Source organism: Gloeobacter kilaueensis JS1 (assembly GCF_000484535.1).
GTDB lineage: Bacteria > Cyanobacteriota > Cyanobacteriia > Gloeobacterales > Gloeobacteraceae > Gloeobacter > Gloeobacter kilaueensis.
In genome coordinates, this window is sequence record NC_022600.1 from 2560504 (window position 1) to 2577043 (window position 16540).

The following is a 16540-nucleotide window of genomic DNA, read 5'->3' on the forward strand; positions in this document are numbered from 1 at the left end:
TTGCAATAGTTTCGTTGGTATGGCTTACTTTGGTGGCCTTATACCCCCATTACAAACTTGGGGCTGTATACCCCCACCACACATACTCAGAAAATGATCGAATGATGAGCCGCCCGCTTCCTGAATTTTTTTCGCAAGGGTTTCAATATCGACCGGTACTGATTTTTGGAGTGCTTGTAGCTCTGCACTACTCGGATCAGTGAGATTGATTTTGCCCAGGCTGAGTTGGCTGGCGCTTTCGTCAGTAGGAGCAGTAGTGGTAGCTTCCGATGGTATAGCAGTAGCCGCGATCATGGCCGCGATCATACTGGCAGCCGCCAATAATGTAAGCAGATCTAACTTGGGATTCTTACGCATGTTGAGTGCTCCCTTGTGAGTACTTGACTTGAGGTTTAAACTTTAATGATTTGCAGACTCGAAGTACAGCTCTGTAAGCTGTACTAGCAAGACAATACTCTACTGCTCTGGAGAATTCAATAGGCATATGTAAAGAGCATTGTAAAGTTTTGTTTTTCTTGAGCCTTGTTTGTAAATCACAACATTACTCAGCCCCGACTGAAAAGCATATTTGGTAAATATGCTGTAAAAGTTGGCAATTTCGCCTAGACGACAATGCATATCTCTTATCGGCTCCTTAGGGCAGGATCACACCTTTCGTTATATTGCATTTTATTATCAGGTTTAGCACCTTGTTGCTGAAGCCTATCAGCAATTTCGATGATTGCCCTGCGCACAGCATCAGGAAGATTATCCGCGTCATCAACACTGAGAGTGACTATTGCCTGATTGGCATTTGACAGTTCGCTGGACTTTGCAGTTGGATCAGTCATTGATTCTTCCTCCTAAGTATGGGGTTGTTGAGTAGAAAACTTTGAATCACAAAGACTTCGTTCTTTGCTCCTCAGATTTGCATTTAGTTGAAGATAGTCATATATCCATCTACAGGCTTTACTCGATAAGTCCTTCGTTGCAGATTGCCAGTTCCATAGTATTACTTTGCCATCGCCATCAGCAGAAACAATTTGTGAGCTATTGAGATTGAAGTCAGCAGTTCTTACTGCACTGTTTGAGTTCTGCAGTGTGGCGATCAAGAAACCTTCTGCATTCCAGATTTTAATGCTACCATCTCTGGAGCTTGAAACGATAGTGTGTCCATCTTTGCTAAAGTTAATATCGGTAACTTCTCTGTTGTGACCCTGAAGGTTTGCAATAAGCTTGCTGTCGTGGATTCTCCAGAGCTTAGCTGTTTGATCTTCGCTACTGGAAGCAAGAATAGCTCCATCAGGGCTAAAAGCGAGGCTTGTAACTACACCCGTGTGTCCTTTTAAGGTTTTTTTCGTTGAACCGTTCATATCTAATAAGATTACTGAGTTATTTTGGTTTGTTACTGCAATTAGTTTGCCATCAGGACTAAGAGCAATGGCAGGACCGGCTGCACAATCTCGAAAAGTTCTGATAAGAGTTCCGTCTTTGCGCCACAGCTTCACAGTTCCATCGGTACTGGCAGTAACGATTAAGCTTCCACTTGCTCCGTAGGCAACTGTGGAGACGGCACGTGTAAAGCCATTCAAGGTATGCAAAAGTTTTCCATCGGTTAAGCGCCAGATCCTAACTTTCAAGTTCTCGTAGGCTGCAGCAATCGTTAAGTTATCTGGGCTAAAACTGAGGGATGTTACTGTACCATCGGCCAGACTGCCGGTAGTTTTAAGCATTTTGATCAGTTTGCCATCCAGGTTCGTCAAGCGAATGATCTGATCAGTTCCTCCAGAGGCAACCAGTTTACCATCGGGACTAAAACTAGCGACAGCATGGCCGCTATCATGGGTTTGGAGTCGGCGAACAAGTCCGTTGTCCATACTCCAAAGACGCATCGTACCATCTTCGCCAATGGAAACCAGTGATTTTCCACTGCGGTTAAACTTCAACTGGTGGATGCCACCTTGATGACCACGAATCGTTTCAACCAGATTGCCGCCCTCGGTATTCCAGATTTTGATTGAGCTATCGTCACTTCCCGAGGCGAGCGAGCGGTTATCAGGGCTGAAAGCGATCGACCAGACGGCGTCCGTGTGCTCCTGCAAGGTTTTTAGAAGCAGGGTGTCACTGCTCTTCCATAGTTTTACAGTCTTATCCCAACTTGCTGATGCGATGAGCTTTCCATCGGGTGAGTAGCGAACTTTAAAGACAGTGTCTGTGTGACCTTTGAGCGTGTGCATCAAGCTGCCGTTCGCTAGATTCCAGAGCTTGATCTGCTTATCCGCACCTGAAGAAGCGAGAACGTGTCCATCTGGCCTGAAGCTGACGCTTGTCGCTCCGCCTTTGTGGGCGTTGAAAGTTTTAAGTAAGGTTCCGTTGTGAACGTTCCACAGTCTGACAGTGCCATCCCAACTCGCAGAAGCAAGGGTCTTGCTATCGGGGCTGAAGGCAATTTCCATCACACCGTCGGTGTGCCCGCGTAAAATCCGCAGCGGCTCCCCGCTAGCACTCCAGAGTCTGATCGTGCCGTCCCGGCTGGAGGAGGCGAAGATGTTGCCCTGGGGGCTGTATTCGACGCAGTACACCCAATTCTCGTGGCCAGGCAGGGTCTTGAGTAGCTTGCCTTCAGGGCTCCAGAGTTTGAGCTGCCTTCCGGCGGTAGCGATGGTCTTTTCATCGTGACTGAAGCTGACGCCGCTGAGCCAGGCACCGTCCACCTGGATGCGATTCATCTCCTGGGCGAGGTAGAGGATCTTGTTCAGCGTGTCCCTGGTGCTGGTCTTCAGGTCGTCCGGCACGCCAGCCGTGCGCTGCAAAAGCTGATTGGCCTTGATGCTCGCGATCAATGCTTCCAGTTGTTGGGAGGAAGCGAAGTAGCCGCCTGCCGAGGCGTTGAGCGCTTCGATCTCGCTGCGACGCGCACTCTGGGTCTGCCCGTAGAAAAGAATGCCAAAGCCTAGAGCGGCTACGGCCAGAAGGACCATCAATCCGGCAATTCCCTGGGTGTAGCGCAGTTGTCTATTGGCGCGGCGCTGTTGGGCGCGCTTTTCGGCGAGGCAGGCTTCGATGAACTGGCAAACTTCGGCGGAGAGTTCGTCGCTGTGGCGGGTATAGATTTCTTCGGCCTCAGCGAGGCGCACGCCGCGCAACAGAAAGTCCGGCTGAAAGGCACGCTGTCGCCAGAGCTGGGCCGCCTGCTCGATCTGCCGCTGGGCGCGCAGGCGGGTGCGGTTTTCATCGAGCCACCAGCGCAGGGTAGACCAGTAGCGAATCAGGATTTCGTGGGCGACTTCGACTGTGATTTCTTGCTTGAAGGCATCAAAGCTGTCGGCCTCGGCTATACCCCGGCTACGCCCGGCACTCTCGCTTGCTTCCGCCCCGACGACGACGAGCTTGGCCGCCGTCAGTGCCTGCAGCGTCTCCTCCACCAGGGGTGCAGGATAGCGCTCGACGCTTAATTCCGAGCGCGGGATGCGCCGTCGGGTGTCCTCGGTGCCCTCGCCCAACTGGGTGAGCGACAAAAAGATCCACCGGGCACACGCCTGGGACTCGGGGCTCAGGGCACTGTAGACCGCCTGGGCTTTGTTTTCGAGCGCTCCCCTCAAGCCCCCGATCTGCTGCTGGTAGCTCTGGAGGGTGAGGCCGCCGTCGGTGCGCTTCTCCCAGAGCTGTTCGAGGACGAATTCTAATAGAGGCAACTCGCCTGGTGACTGGGTCAACTCCTGCAGCAACACCTCTACCAGTTCCGGCTCGACGCCCAGGTTGACTTTTTGGGCGGGGCCGAGGATGACCTGGCGGTACTCCTGCTCGTTCAAGCAGGAGGGCACTAGTTCGTGGGAGCTGTTGAGGTAGGCGGCGAGGGCCGGAATTTCGAGGCAAGGAGCGATAAAGTCGGTTCTAAGTGTGACGACAAGCTTGAAGCGGTCGGCGGCGCAGAAGAGGGCACCGAGCAGCAAGTCGAGGAAGAGTTGGCGATCGGTAGGGGAGGCGAGGGTAAAGATCTCCTCGAACTGGTCGATGACCAGAACGACCATCGGCTCGGGGCGCGTGCGCAGCCACTGCACAAAGCCTTCCGTTCCCAGGTGGAGCAGTCCCTCGATCCGCTCTTGATCGAGCGCACGTTCTCTGGGGGTGCCGCTGTCGGCCAGCCGTTGACTGAGGGCAGACAGGGGCTGCGCGCCCGGTTTGAAACTTTGAATCCACCAGTCCTGGGAGCCGGGCAGGTGCCGCCCCTGGCGCAGCTGGGCAATCAATCCCGCCTGGACGACGGAGGACTTGCCGCTGCCGGAAGCGCCGACCACTGCCAGAAAGGGAGCCTGGGCGATGTGCTGCAACAGCTGGCGGGTGAGCGCCTCGCGCCCAAAAAAATACGGGGCGTTCTGCTCGCCGAAGGCCCGCAGGCCCATGTAGGGGCAGATATTGAGGGCGGTGGTCCGAGCCTGCTGGGCAGTAGCAGCAAAATGGACCGGCAACACCTCGATCACGCTGGGCGGGCCGGACAGCTCGATGTGCAGGGCAAGATCGCCCAGCGCCTGCAGCTGAAAGGCCCAGTTGGCTGCTGAAAGTCCCGCAGACGGTTCAGCCGCCTTGAGGGTGGCAAGCAGTGCCTGGGCAAAATGGTCGCCCGGACTGCTGGAGGCGATCAGGCACTGGCTGCGCCGGGCTCCGTTTCGCAACTGCTCGACCCATTCTTCGAGGGCAGAAGCTCCCGGACAGTCGAGAATAACCAGTTGCTGACCATTGCTGCAGCTGCGCAGTTCGCGATTCAACCACAGCAGGTGAATGCGCACGCCGTCTCCCAGTCTGAGCCAGCTATTTCCCTCCTCGTCGGTTTCAAGCTGCCCGCGCAGGTAGAGCACAACCGTTTCGCCCGTTGCGGCGGACGGGGAAAGATTGCCCGGACGCAAGATGGCCTGGATTGCCTCGCGCACCTGCCGCCAGTCGCTACTGGGTCGCGGCCAAAAATCCAGCTCGTCGAAGTTGCCCTTCTGGCGAAGCATGCGTCCCAGGGCCAGGGTGGTCTCCGCCTCATCTGCTAAAGCATCGATCACCAGGGCCCGGCGCGGTCGGGCCGCCTGCAGGCTGCTCGGGCGGGTGCCGATTACCAGTTCGCCGACAAATTCGACGATCTTTTTCGGAGTCTGGAGCGAGTAAAGGGCGTGCTGCTCGCCGACGCCCCGCCGGGCGCGCTGGCTATTTTCGAGGCGCAGTTGCTGGTTGACGTTGTCGATGTAGCGCAGGGTGCCGTGATAGACGTACTTGTAGAGGCCGTCCATCTCGATGAGCCCCTCGGCATTGGCCGCCTCGCCGCGCAGTCCGCGCATCAAAAAGTAGGTGAACACACCGTGGCCAAGGCCCGGAAACTCCCAGGACTGCTGATCCCGGTCGCAGGAGAGCATCGCGTAAAAGCCCCGGCTCTGGGCAGCGTACTCCCGCAGAGGTTCGACGAGGCCGGCGGTCGGATCGCTGCTGCTTGTTTCTGCGGAGGCGCTGCCTTGCAAGCGCAGGCTGCCGCTGTGGCAGGCGTCGAGCCAGACCAGTTGCTGCCGGGCCCGGCAATTGCCGAAGCGCAAAAGCAACTGCCGCAGACCCAGGCCGGTGTCGGTGAGGGCGTCGAAGCGGGTGTCCGCCAGGCAGAGTATTGTCTGAGCGCTCGCCGGATCGAGAACGCCGTGGCCACAAAAATAAACGAGCAGCGTGTCCTGGGGCATAGCCTCGGCGACGATCCGATCGAGGCTGGCGGCGATAGCCCTGTGGGTGGGCGGACTCTTGGCAAAGTCGTGGTGGATCAGCAGTTCTTTATTAGGAAATGGTGCCGTCGCCTCCAGCAGCGCCTCGGCAATTCCCTCACAATCGGCAGCACAATAGCCGAGGGGGGCCAGCGGCGATTCTTGATACTGGTTGACGCCGATGAGCAACAGCCACAACTTCGCCTCACCACTGGTGAGGACGCGGGCGCTGCGGCTGCTACCGACGACACGAGGAGGCATAATTTCGGACCAGCAGTACTACCCGATAGTGGAGCGTCCTTCTTTTTATGCAGGCAATTTTTCTATTTATGAACAGTTAATGAGAGAATTTTTCTCCATTCAGGAGTTTTTGTAGTTCTTGCTACACCGTCGTAAGCTGCCGGGAAAGTCTGGTCACAACACTGGCGTGAGCAGGCGCGTGACTCGAACGGCGAGCTTGAACCAGAAGGGCTTCTTGCCGTAGTCGCTTAAATCGACGGCGCGGGCGCGCTCAAAGTCTGCCTCCAGCATCTGCTCGACAGCGGCGATGAAATCCGGGTGGGCGACAAAGTTCATCACCTCGAAGTTGAGCAAAAAGGAGCGGTTGTCGAGGTTGACCGTGCCGACACCGGCCAGTTGCTCGTCGATCAAGACCACTTTTTGGTGCATAAAGCCGGGTTCGTAGCGGAAGACGTCGATGCCTGCCAGGGCCAGCTCGTCGTAGTACGAAAAAGAACACAGGTACGGGCTGATGTGATCGGGGTGGCCCGGCAGCAGCAGCCGCACATCGACGCCGCGCAGCGCCGCGAGCTTCAAAGCAGCCAGAATCGAATCGTCCGGCACGAAGTACGGGGTAGCGATCCAGAGCCGTTTTTGGGCGCGGCTAATCACATCGAGATAAAAGAGGGTACAGGCGGGCTGCCGGTCCGCCGGTCCGGTAGGTAGAACGAACACGGCGGCGTCGGTCTTGAGGTCGGCTTTGACCGCAAAACTGACATCGGGCAACTCGCGGGTGGCCCAGTACCAGTCCTGCAAAAAGCAGTACTGCAGACACTGCACCGACGGTCCACTGAGCTGGATATGGGTGTCGCGCCAGGGGCAGAGGCGCGGATTCTTGCTCCGGCCCAGGTACTCGTCGCCAATATTGAGGCCACCGACGTAAGCCTGCTCGCCATCGACCACCAGGATCTTGCGGTGGTTGCGAAAGTTGATCTGAAAGCGGTTGCGCCAGCCGCCGCGCGTGGTGCCAAAAGCTTTGACCTGGACGTTCTCCTTGCCCAGGGCATCGATGTAGTGGCGGGGCAACTTCTGGGAGCCAATCTCGTCGTAGAGAAAACAGACGCAGACGCCCTCCCTTGCGCGGGCAATCAGCGCGTCGCGAAAAAATCGACCAGTGTCGTCGTCCTCGACGATATAAGACTGGAGCAGGATATAGCGCTTTGCTGAGGCAATTGCTGCCAGCATCGCATCGAAGGTTTGCTTGCCATCGATTAACAATTTGACCGCGTTGCCCGAAGTAAACGGGATCAAAGAAAGGGCAGAAGCCAGCGATTGAAACTCGGTGAGCCTCTCTGCAGGGACAATTTTGAACTCCTGGATTTCTTCGAGTCCTTCGCGAATCAATTCCTGGTGCTCACGGTAGGCTTCGCGCACCACCGCGTTGTAGCCCAAAAATTTGTTTCTGCCCAGGATCCAGTACAGCGGAATGGCAAGCCACGGGAAGGTGATCAAAGAAATGCTCCAGGCCACCGCTCCTTTGGAGGAGCGCACGTTCAATACAGCGTGGGCCGCGTTGAGAATGCCGGTGCTGTGGACGATGAAGACGATGGCACCGACAATATGGGGGAGGTAGCGACTCTCGATTCCAAACATGCCGGCAGCCTCGTCGTCGGGTGGCTTCTAGAGAGCTTCCGCCAGCCGGAAGCTTGCGAGCAGGGGCTTGTGGTCGGAGGAAGTGACCGCATCGAGCACCGTTGCGGCACTATTCTCCCGCAGGCCGCTGGCGAAAATATAATCGAGCGGCGGTGAATTCAAAAATCGCTTGATCTTCTGCCTTTCAACGGACGAGAACGCGGCAGAGTGCAGGTTGAACTGCCGGCAAAACCGCTCAAGACAGGCAGCCCTGGAACGGCTCCAGGTATTAAAATCTCCCGATAAGATGACGGGTCCCCGGTGGCTCTGGATAATCGTCTGCAGGCTCGCCAGCTGGGCTTTGAACTTGCTTAAGTTGCTGAAATTGATCAGGTGGCAGTTGATGGTGAGCAGAGCCTGCTGGGTATCGTTGATCGCGTGGGTCGTCGCGAGCGAAATCTTCGGTGTCCTGGCAATCGGCTCAAAGTGTTCGGTCACGATCGACTCGGTAGCGAGGGTCTGGGCTCTGGCAGCGGTGAGAATACCGGAGTAGGCCCGGTGGTGGGCGTCGATAAAATTGGGTGCAAAGTGCCAGTGCATTCCAGCCAGTTCAAGCGCCTGCTCCGCCTGGATCTCGAAGCGCACTTCCTGCAGCAAAATCAGATCGGGATTGTACTGCGCAACGATGGCGGCAAAATCCTCTGCCCAGCTTTGTTTGTAATTGTTCTTGGCGACATTCCAGCTCAGCACGCGAATGCGCGTGCGTTCAAGGCCCGTTGCCCGCACCGGCTTTCCGGCAATCGTCTTTTGCTGCGCCCGCACAAAGCGCCGCGCCGGTAAAAACCGTCTCAGCCACGGTTCGATCGGATGTTCTGCCATCCTTCCCTGTCAGTTTCAAGGCAGCGCTGCACCATCGCGCAGCAACTTCAGGATATCGTCTGGAGCCCTGCCTCCGGCATCGATCAACATCTGTAAGATGGGGCCGCGAATGCGGATGAGGGAGGAAACGTCGTTTTGCAGGACCGTGTCGGGCCGCGCCCCGTGGGCCAATAGCAGGCGGACCAGATTCTCCTGGCCGTCGTAGGCGGCGCGCTGGAGGGGGCTTGCCATTTGAGCGTTAGTTTTGAAGTTGACATCGGCTCCCCACTCCAGCAAAAGCCGGACCGCCTCATCGTCGTCTAGCTGCACGGCGGCGGCGAGGGGCGTCGTGCCAGTGCGCGTAAAAGCGTTCGGGTCTGCCCCCAATTCCAGCAACAGGGCGGCGATCGGCAGGTGGTGCGAACGGATCGCCTCGATGAGCGGTGTACTCTGGGGCAGCAACCACGGGGTAAGCCGATCGCGCTCGCCTTCGAGGCTGGCTCCCGCAGCCAGAAGACGCTGCACCAGCGGAAGGTTGCCTGCCTGGATCGCTCGATAGAAAGGGCTGGTGCTCATCGCTCCATCTCTGCTGCTGGAAGATGGTCGAACTCGTAGTAGGCTTTCATTTCAGGTGCCCTAGAGACTATTCCGGCGGCAGCGCGTACTGGGCGACGATCTTTTTAGCGTATCTGGGGACGTGCCGCTCCAGCTTGCCGGGGTGGCGGCGGCGGACATAAAGGTAGTTGCGGGCAAAGTGCGAGTCGATCGAAAAGCGGGCGTACTCCAGTCCACGGGGGCCGATCTTCTCGATCACCAGCCCCATCAGCTTCGCTATCCACATCGGCAGCGTCACCGCCTGATCGTAGGCGGCGATGCCCTGCTGCACGGCAGCGAAGCGGTTGCCCGATTCGACGATCCGGCCAAATTCCAGCTCGTCGCGCACGAGATCCAGAAGCACCCGGCCCTGGGCGTTGCGCTCGACGATCCACTGCCAGCCAAATTCTGCGCCCATATAGCCCACCACCAGATCCGCGAGGCCGTTGACGTAATCGAAACAGCTGAGGCAGGAAGGAGCGAATACCTCCTTGAGCGCCTTCGTGTTCAGACCAAAGAAAGGCACTTTTTCAACCGAGCCGTCGGCGTGTTTGAAGTGGACTCGAAAATCCTGCATGAATTCGTAGTGGACGACCGTTGCGGGCGAGCGGCTGGTCGTGTCGAGAAATTGCTGCAGGCCCTGGCGGGAGACGTTATCGACGCAGGGGGTGCCCAGAACGTAGAGCGCTTCGAGGCCCAGCCTGTCTTGAACGGTGCGCAGCGCCTGGATCTGACAGCCCACACCGATCGCAAGAAGCCGCCTTGTGCCGATTTTGGGAATCTCGTCTAAGACCGAGAGGTTGGGGCTGAGGGTGGGCTTGTTGACGCGGGCGGCGAGCACCTCGGCGGGCGTGCGGGCGAGCACGGGCCGGGGAGTGAAGCGGTCCTCGCTATCGGCGGCGACACAGAGCACCGTGTCCACCAGTCCGGTTTCGAGGGCGCGCATCCCGATCGTGCTTACGATGCCACTCCACTGCGCCCCGCTAACGGGCTGCCGCTTGCGGGCGGCGTACATCTGGCGATGCACCCCAAAGTACAGCTCGCGCTCGTCTTCGAGATCGCGCTCGCGCCCGTGGCTTTTGACCTCCAGTTCATCGACGTGCTGGGTGATAAAGGCGCAGGCCCACTTGGCATAGCGCAGGTAGCTGGTATCGCACAGACCGCATTCGCTGCACAGCTCAAGGGCGGGACGATTTTTAGGCTTTGGATGCACGCGCCTACCTGGAACGAAACGTCTGCAGTCTAGCGCAATCTGACTTTACTTGAGTTGGAGAACAGTCGGACAAACAGAGCAACCACCAAACTGCCCGATAAGTTATGCTATCCAGTGGTTGATTGGGGACAGATATCTCGATGCTTACCCGGATCGAAATCGATGGATTCAAAACCTTCGAGGATTTTGGGATCGATATCGGTCCTCTGCTGGTAGTTCTAGGCCCAAACGCGACTGGCAAATCAAACCTCTTCGATGCCATCCGCTTTCTATCAAACCTTGCTTCCAAAGATTTGCGTTCGGCAGTCAAAGGTTTGCGGGGAGAACCTCACGAACTTTTCCGTATTCAACCCGATGGCCAACCCGGTACAAAAATGTCCTTTGCTGTGGAGTTGCTGCTTGAATCTAAAGCCACTGATCCGTGGGGGACACAAGTCCAAATTACTCATAATCGAGTCCGCTACGAAGTTGATATTGAACGGCGAATGGATGAAAAAGGTACGGAGCGACTGGTAGTTGTTAAGGAGGAAGCTATTCCTATCAATGCAAAAGATGATAGGCTCTTCGGCTCCTCTTTTCATGCGCCATCTAAACAATTTAGGGACACATTCATGCGATACAGCAGGAAAACCCCGTGGTTGACTACCGAACTTGAGGGTGTAAATGGTAAGCCGAGTTTCAAGATCTTTCAGGATGGAAGAGCAGGCAGGTTCCTGCTGGCTGAGGCAGCAGAAGCAACTGTTCTTTCCAGCATAACAACCACTGAATACAGGCATCTCTACGCCATCCGCGAAGAAATGAATTCATGGAAATTCTTGCAACTTGACCCTGCTGTCATGAGATTACCCAGTTCAAAATTAGATGATGAGACCCTTAAATCTGATGGTTCAAATTTAGCCACTGTCCTGGCTCGAATTCAGATGGAGACTGCCAGTTCAACGCAACCGCAGGGTGTGTTAAAAGACATCGCAGCCGATCTTTCATCGTTAATTTCTGGCATCATTAGCTTACAAGTGCGAGACGATAGAGTGAATAAAAGATACGAAGTAAACCTGTCTGTTCGAGAAGGCTATGCTTTAAGCTCCCGAATTGTATCCGATGGAACTTTACGGATACTTGCCTTGCTTACACTACTGCATGATCCGCGCCAGCGAGGGCTCATATGTTTTGAAGAACCTGAAAATGGAATTCACCCTTACCGACTTAAGACACTGATAAATCGCCTACGAGAGTTAGTTACTAAGCCCTGGAACACTGATATTTCGTTCGAGGAGCCGTTTTCTCAAATTCTTATGAATAGTCATTCACCCGTCGTGCTTTCAAGCTTAGAAGAAGGTGAGAAGATGTTCTCTGATATGGTCAGCACTGTATCGCCCACAGAGCAGGAAGTAGCTCGCAAAACACGCCTCAGACCTGTCAGGGACCAGGGTGAGCTTTTACCAGGTGAGAAACAAAATTACGTCAGTGCTTTTGAAGTTAAAAATTACCTGGACAGTGTAGATAGAGCCGGATAGATGCGTTATCTAGGTTTAGCATTGTACGCCGAAGGCAAAACAGACTATAGCTTCCTTCCGCCGCTTCTACGTAGACTATCAGAGTCAATCTGCCTGGCGTCCGCCAACACTATAATTGATATTGGTGATGTACACCCACTTACCTTCAATCAGAGTCAAGTTATTCATCCAGAACGAGATCACACCACTCGCGTAATCGAGCTTATTTGTAAAGCTCAAGGAGTTTTCAATATCCTCTTTTACCATACAGATGGAGCCGGCGATTACGATGCTGCTTTTGAACAGCGATTTAGGCCAATCACTCTAGCTTACTGCGAACGTACTGACTCCCTGGACGAGAGGCTGGTTGCTGTCATTCCAATTCGAGAAATGGAGGCGTGGACGCTCGTCGATGGCGATGCGATTCGTTCAGTGTTCGGTACTACCATGAGCAATAAAGAGCTGCAAGTTCCAGAGCCCTGTCACCTCGTAGAAAGCATTCCTGACCCCAAGCGTCATCTAGAGCAAATGTACACTCTCATCGTCGGAAGTGCAGTTCGAGCAAGGCGAGCGAAAGTTAGCTCATTTCTCAGTTCGCTGGGAGAATCCGTATCGCTGGAGGTACTACGATTGCTTCCAGCATTCAAAAAAATGGAAGAAGACCTGACTCAGGCTCTCTGCCAGCTTGGATATTTAAGTTAATCGGTCACAGCATTAGCGGGTCAGATAGATGCGCGTGCCGCCCAGCTCACAGGCGAAACTATCGAGGGTGGAAGCCTGAGCAAAGGCCCGCACCAAGTCGTTGATCGACTTGAGGTCGATCGGAAATTTTTTGACAGCTGGAGCCGGAGGCTGCCCGTCTCGGGCCTGAAAGTACTTTTTGGCCACCTGGGGAAACAGGGCGTAGGTGAGGGCGTCTTCTTCGCAGCGCGCCCATTGGGCACTCTCCTCGACGGCGCGCTCCCAGCCAGGTTCGAGGTCGTCGGCGGGGCGATGGGCGATAGGCTCGTGGCCGTCGGCGGTGACGCGGGCGTAGAGAGAATCGGCGATCGGGTAGGGCGGGCGGCCATAGCGGCCCAGCAGATAGTCGCGCACCTCAGCCGGGATGATCTTGTAGCGTTCGCCGGTAAGGACGTTGAGCACGGCCTGGGTACCGACGATCTGGCTGGTGGGTGTGACCAGGGGCGGATAGCCCAGATCGGCCCGCACCTTCGGCAGTTCCTTGAGCACTTCTTGAAGGCGGTGGGAGGCGCGCTGCTCGTCGAGCTGGGCAATGAGGTTGGTGATCATCCCACCGGGCACCTGATGGGAGAGCACGCGGGTGTCGATGATCGTCTGACGAATCGGAGCGTTACCGGCGTCGCGGAAGATGCGCTCGAAGTATTCGGCCACGTCGATGAGGGCATCGATGTCGAGTCCGGTGTCAAAGGGCGTATCGCGCAGAACGACCACCATCGTCTCGGTGGCCGGTTGGCTGGAGCCCAGCGCCAGGGGCGAGATCGCCGTATCGACGATGTTGGCTCCCTTTTGAATCGCCTCCCAGTAGGCCATCGAGGCCATCCCCGAGAGGGAGTGGGCGTGCATCTGAATCGGCAGGGTGCCCACCACCGGGCGCAGAGCTTCGATGAGCCGACCCGCCGTGTCGGGCTTGAGCAGACCGGCCATGTCTTTGATGCACAGCGAATCGACGCCCAGACCAACCAGTTCGCGGGCGACGCCGGTGTAGTGCTCAAGGTCGTGTACGGGACTTACGGTATAGACCAGCGTTCCCTGGACATGGGCTCCGCACTCCTTGCCGGTCTCGATTGTCCGCTGCAGGTTGCGCACGTCGTTGAGGGCGTCGAAGGTGCGGATGATGTTGATGCCGTTGGCCACCGAGCGCCGGATAAAGCGCTCGACGATGTCGTCGGGATAGTGGCGGTAGCCCAGGAGGTTCTGGCCGCGCACCAGCATCTGCAGCTGGGTGTCGGGCATCTCGCGGCGCAACACCTTGAGCCGCTCCCAGGGATCTTCGCCCAAAAAGCGGATGCAGGCGTCGAAGGTTGCCCCGCCCCAGACTTCCATCGAATGGAAACCGATGCGGTTCATGCGGGCTGCTACCGGCAGCATCTGGGCTGTCGTCATCCGGGTCGCCAGAAGCGACTGGTGCGCATCGCGGAAGGTCGTGTCGGTAACGCCGACTCGGGAGGGAACAGCGGAGCGCAGATCCCTCGCGCTATCGGAATCGACGGCGAGCGAACTCATAGGACAACCCTCCAGGGCAGATGGACGGTTTATTTGGAGTCGATGTGCTTTTCGAGGGTGGTGGCGAGCGTAGTCTTGGGCACTGCGCCGACGACCATGTCAACTTTGGAGCCACCCTTGAAGACCATCAGCGTCGGAATGCTGCGAATCCCGTACTGGGTTGCAATCTGAGGATTTTCGTCAGTATTGACTTTTACGACCTTGAGCTTGCCGCTATACTGCTGGGCGATCTCATCGACCACCGGTGCCACCATCCGGCAGGGGCCGCACCAGGGAGCCCAGAAATCTACCAGCACAGGCAAATCACTCTCAAGAACCTCAGTCTTAAAGGTCGAATCATGAACCGGCACTGCAGCTGACATACTTATGGTGCTCCTGATACACGATGCTTTCTCTCAGTTTATCACAGAGGGATCCAGGCCATAGCCGGGCCTGAGCAGCACAAAGAAGTTGAAAAGAAACCGCCCGGAGCGACCGGGCGGATCATGGTGTGAGGAGTGAACGGAAACATGCGTCTCCGCTACCTTCATTCTATGCGATGCCGCAGCGTACTCAAAATCTTCCAATAAAGAAGGGCGCTTGGACTGTCCGCGTTTCGTCCCAGCGCCCTTCTTCCATTCACCCCTCACTAATCTTGAAGTATAGGACCACCGGGCTGGCCTGTAAACCCTAAGATAGATTTTTTCATCATTTTAGGGGGAGGTTGGAGCCAGGGAGCGGCTCTGGTGAAGCTGCAGGTAGACGAGCAGGGCGTTGATGTCGGCGGGATTGACGCCACCGATGCGGCTTGCCTGGCCGATCGTGAGCGGACGGATGCGGGTGAGTTTTTCGCGGCTTTCTTGGGAGAGGCTGGTGAGCTTTTGATAGTCGAGGTTGTCCGGGATAGGCCGGTTCAACTCGCGGCTGGTCCGCTCGATTTGCTCGTTCTGGCGGTCGATGTAGCCGCTGTATTTGATCTCGATCTCGACATTATCGCGCACGGCAGAATCTAGATCCGGGCTGCCCTGGCCCAGAGCCTCAAGGTCGCAGGTGTGGACCCCCGGTCGCCGCAACAGTTCGGCGAGGGTGAGGGAACTGCCTTTGCCCACTGCCAGGTGGGCGGGCAGGTCGCGGGTGAGAATGCGCGTCCCCTCCAGGCGGCGCTGCTCGGTTTCGATCGCCTGGACTTTGCTTTGAAAAAGCGTCCAGCGCTCGTCGTCGATGAGGCCCAGCTGTCGGCCCAGGGGAGTCAGCCGCCGGTCGGCGTTGTCGGACCTGAGCACCAGGCGGTATTCGGAGCGGCTGGTGAGCATCCGGTACGGTTCGCGGATTTCTTTGGTGACCAGATCGTCGATCAACGTGCCGATGTAGGAGCCCTCGCGGGACAGCACGACCGGTTCTTCGCCTCTGACAAAACGGGCGGCGTTGATCCCGGCGACGATGCCCTGGGCGGCGGCTTCCTCGTAGCCGGTCGTACCGTTGATCTGCCCGGCACAAAAAAGCCCCGGCACCCGCTTGCTCATCAGCGTCGCAAAGCACTGCACGGCGGGCAGGTAGTCGTACTCAACGGCGTAGGCGGGCCGTAGCAGCGTGCAATTTTCTAATCCCGGCAGTGTGCGCAGCATCTGGATCTGCACCGGCTCCGGCAGCGAAGTCGAAAAGCCCTGGACGTACAGTTCGGGAGTGTCGCGGCCCTCGGGCTCGATGAAGATCTGATGGCTCTGTTTGTCGGCGAAGCGGACGATTTTATCCTCGATGCTCGGGCAGTAGCGCGGCCCTTTGGCATCGATGTCGCCGCTGTACATGGGCGAAAGGTGCAGGTGCTCGCGGATGATCCGGTGGGTGTGCTCGGTGGTCCGCGTCAGGTAACAGTTTTCTTGAGGGCGCTCGATCCAGGCGCGGGGGTCAAAAGAAAACCAGCGCTGCTCAGGGTCCGGCGGCTGGATTTCCATCCTGCCAAAATCGACCGTGCGCCGATCGACCCGAGCCGGGGTGCCTGTCTTGAGCCGCCCGGTCTCGAAGCCCAGCGACCGGAGCGTCTGGGTCAAGCCTTCGGCGGCAAATTCACCCGCCCGCCCGGCACTCGTTGACTTGCGGCCAATCCAGATGCGCCCGCCCAAAAAAGTACCGGTAGCGAGGATCACCGCCCGGCAGGCAAAATGCACCTCAAAGAAGGTGCTCACGCCGCAGATGTCGTCGTTGCTGTCCAGGTGAATGTCGGTGATCTGGCCCTGGCGCAGGGTCAGGTTGGCGGTGTTTTCGAGCACCTGCTTTAGCTGGCGGGCGTACTCGCGCTTGTCAGTCTGAGCCCGCAGCGCCCAGACCGCCGGTCCTCGGGAATTGTTGAGCAGGCGCTTCTGGAGGTAGGTGCGGTCTGTAATCTTGCCAATCTCGCCTCCGAGGGCATCGACCTCGTGGACGAGCTGGGATTTGGCCGGACCCCCCACCGCCGGGTTGCAGGGCTGCCAGCCGATCGTATCGAGGTTCATCGTCACAAGCAGCGTCCGGCAACCGAGCCGGGCCGCCGCCAGGGCCGCTTCGGCCCCGGCATGGCCTGCGCCGACGACGACGACATCGAAGCGATCGAGATATTGCACAGCCCG

The 16540-nt window shown here is 57.1% G+C and carries 12 protein-coding genes; 2 read left to right on the top strand and 10 right to left on the bottom strand.

What is annotated here, in order from left to right; translation table 11 throughout:
• Window positions 1-24: 24 nt before the first annotated feature.
• The 7 genes from GKIL_RS24775 to GKIL_RS11835 form a co-directional block, all read right to left on the bottom strand.
• The gene (locus GKIL_RS24775; protein WP_144080379.1) at window positions 25-357 is read right to left on the bottom strand and encodes a hypothetical protein; all 333 of its coding nucleotides are present in this window, start codon (window positions 355-357) and stop codon (window positions 25-27) included.
• Between the two features lie 266 nt (window positions 358-623).
• Entirely contained in the window at window positions 624-830 is a 207-nt protein-coding gene (locus GKIL_RS24780; protein WP_144080380.1) for a hypothetical protein, read from the bottom strand.
• A 12-nt stretch (window positions 831-842) separates the two neighbouring features.
• Window positions 843-5966 (bottom strand): nSTAND1 domain-containing NTPase, encoded by a 5124-nt coding sequence (locus GKIL_RS11810; RefSeq protein WP_023173850.1) that lies wholly within the window; start codon window positions 5964-5966, stop codon window positions 843-845.
• Window positions 5967-6119: 153 nt separating this feature from the next.
• A complete protein-coding gene (gene cls, locus GKIL_RS11815; protein WP_023173851.1) occupies window positions 6120-7577 on the bottom strand; it encodes a cardiolipin synthase in 1458 nt (485 codons plus the stop codon).
• A 27-nt stretch (window positions 7578-7604) separates the two neighbouring features.
• Complete coding sequence (locus GKIL_RS11820; RefSeq protein ID WP_023173852.1) at window positions 7605-8435, bottom strand: endonuclease/exonuclease/phosphatase family protein; 831 nt, start codon at window positions 8433-8435, stop codon at window positions 7605-7607.
• Between the two features lie 15 nt (window positions 8436-8450).
• Window positions 8451-8990, bottom strand: coding sequence for an ankyrin repeat domain-containing protein (locus GKIL_RS22680; RefSeq protein ID WP_023173853.1), 540 nt, complete (start codon window positions 8988-8990; stop codon window positions 8451-8453).
• Window positions 8991-9057: 67 nt separating this feature from the next.
• Window positions 9058-10221: a Coenzyme F420 hydrogenase/dehydrogenase, beta subunit C-terminal domain gene (locus GKIL_RS11835; RefSeq protein WP_023173854.1), complete on the bottom strand. Its 1164-nt coding sequence runs from the start codon at window positions 10219-10221 to the stop codon at window positions 9058-9060.
• A 140-nt stretch (window positions 10222-10361) separates the two neighbouring features.
• Here GKIL_RS11835 and GKIL_RS23615 point away from each other — a divergent pair, with 140 nt between their 5' ends.
• Both GKIL_RS23615 and GKIL_RS23620 read left to right on the top strand, forming a co-directional pair.
• On the top strand, window positions 10362-11735 hold the full coding sequence (locus tag GKIL_RS23615) for an AAA family ATPase (protein ID WP_023173855.1): 1374 nt from the start codon (window positions 10362-10364) through the stop codon (window positions 11733-11735).
• Entirely contained in the window at window positions 11736-12416 is a 681-nt protein-coding gene (locus GKIL_RS23620; protein WP_023173857.1) for a DUF4276 family protein, read from the top strand.
• 12 nt (window positions 12417-12428) lie between these two features.
• Here GKIL_RS23620 and GKIL_RS11845 read toward each other — a convergent pair whose 3' ends face one another.
• From GKIL_RS11845 to mnmG, 3 genes are all read right to left on the bottom strand, one after another.
• On the bottom strand, window positions 12429-13958 hold the full coding sequence (locus GKIL_RS11845; protein ID WP_023173858.1) for a pyruvate carboxylase subunit B: 1530 nt from the start codon (window positions 13956-13958) through the stop codon (window positions 12429-12431).
• Between the two features lie 29 nt (window positions 13959-13987).
• The gene (gene trxA / locus GKIL_RS11850; RefSeq protein WP_023173859.1) at window positions 13988-14320 is read right to left on the bottom strand and encodes a thioredoxin; all 333 of its coding nucleotides are present in this window, start codon (window positions 14318-14320) and stop codon (window positions 13988-13990) included.
• Between the two features lie 330 nt (window positions 14321-14650).
• Window positions 14651-16534: a tRNA uridine-5-carboxymethylaminomethyl(34) synthesis enzyme MnmG gene (mnmG, locus tag GKIL_RS11855; protein ID WP_023173860.1), complete on the bottom strand. Its 1884-nt coding sequence runs from the start codon at window positions 16532-16534 to the stop codon at window positions 14651-14653.
• Between the last annotated feature and the right edge of the window lie 6 nt (window positions 16535-16540).

Bases quoted from the DNA above. Each gene is read 5' to 3' on its own strand.
- GKIL_RS24775 (WP_144080379.1), bottom strand. From the start codon at position 357: ATGCGTAAGAATCCCAAGTTAGATCTGCTTACATTATTGGCGGCTGCC.
- GKIL_RS24780 (WP_144080380.1), bottom strand. From the start codon at position 830: ATGACTGATCCAACTGCAAAGTCCAGCGAACTGTCAAATGCCAATCAG.
- GKIL_RS11810 (WP_023173850.1), bottom strand. From the start codon at position 5,966: ATGCCTCCTCGTGTCGTCGGTAGCAGCCGCAGCGCCCGCGTCCTCACC.
- cls (WP_023173851.1), bottom strand. From the start codon at position 7,577: ATGTTTGGAATCGAGAGTCGCTACCTCCCCCATATTGTCGGTGCCATC.
- GKIL_RS11820 (WP_023173852.1), bottom strand. From the start codon at position 8,435: ATGGCAGAACATCCGATCGAACCGTGGCTGAGACGGTTTTTACCGGCG.
- GKIL_RS22680 (WP_023173853.1), bottom strand. From the start codon at position 8,990: ATGAGCACCAGCCCTTTCTATCGAGCGATCCAGGCAGGCAACCTTCCG.
- GKIL_RS23615 (WP_023173855.1), top strand. From the start codon at position 10,362: ATGCTTACCCGGATCGAAATCGATGGATTCAAAACCTTCGAGGATTTT.
- GKIL_RS23620 (WP_023173857.1), top strand. From the start codon at position 11,736: ATGCGTTATCTAGGTTTAGCATTGTACGCCGAAGGCAAAACAGACTAT.
- GKIL_RS11845 (WP_023173858.1), bottom strand. From the start codon at position 13,958: ATGAGTTCGCTCGCCGTCGATTCCGATAGCGCGAGGGATCTGCGCTCC.
- trxA (WP_023173859.1), bottom strand. From the start codon at position 14,320: ATGTCAGCTGCAGTGCCGGTTCATGATTCGACCTTTAAGACTGAGGTT.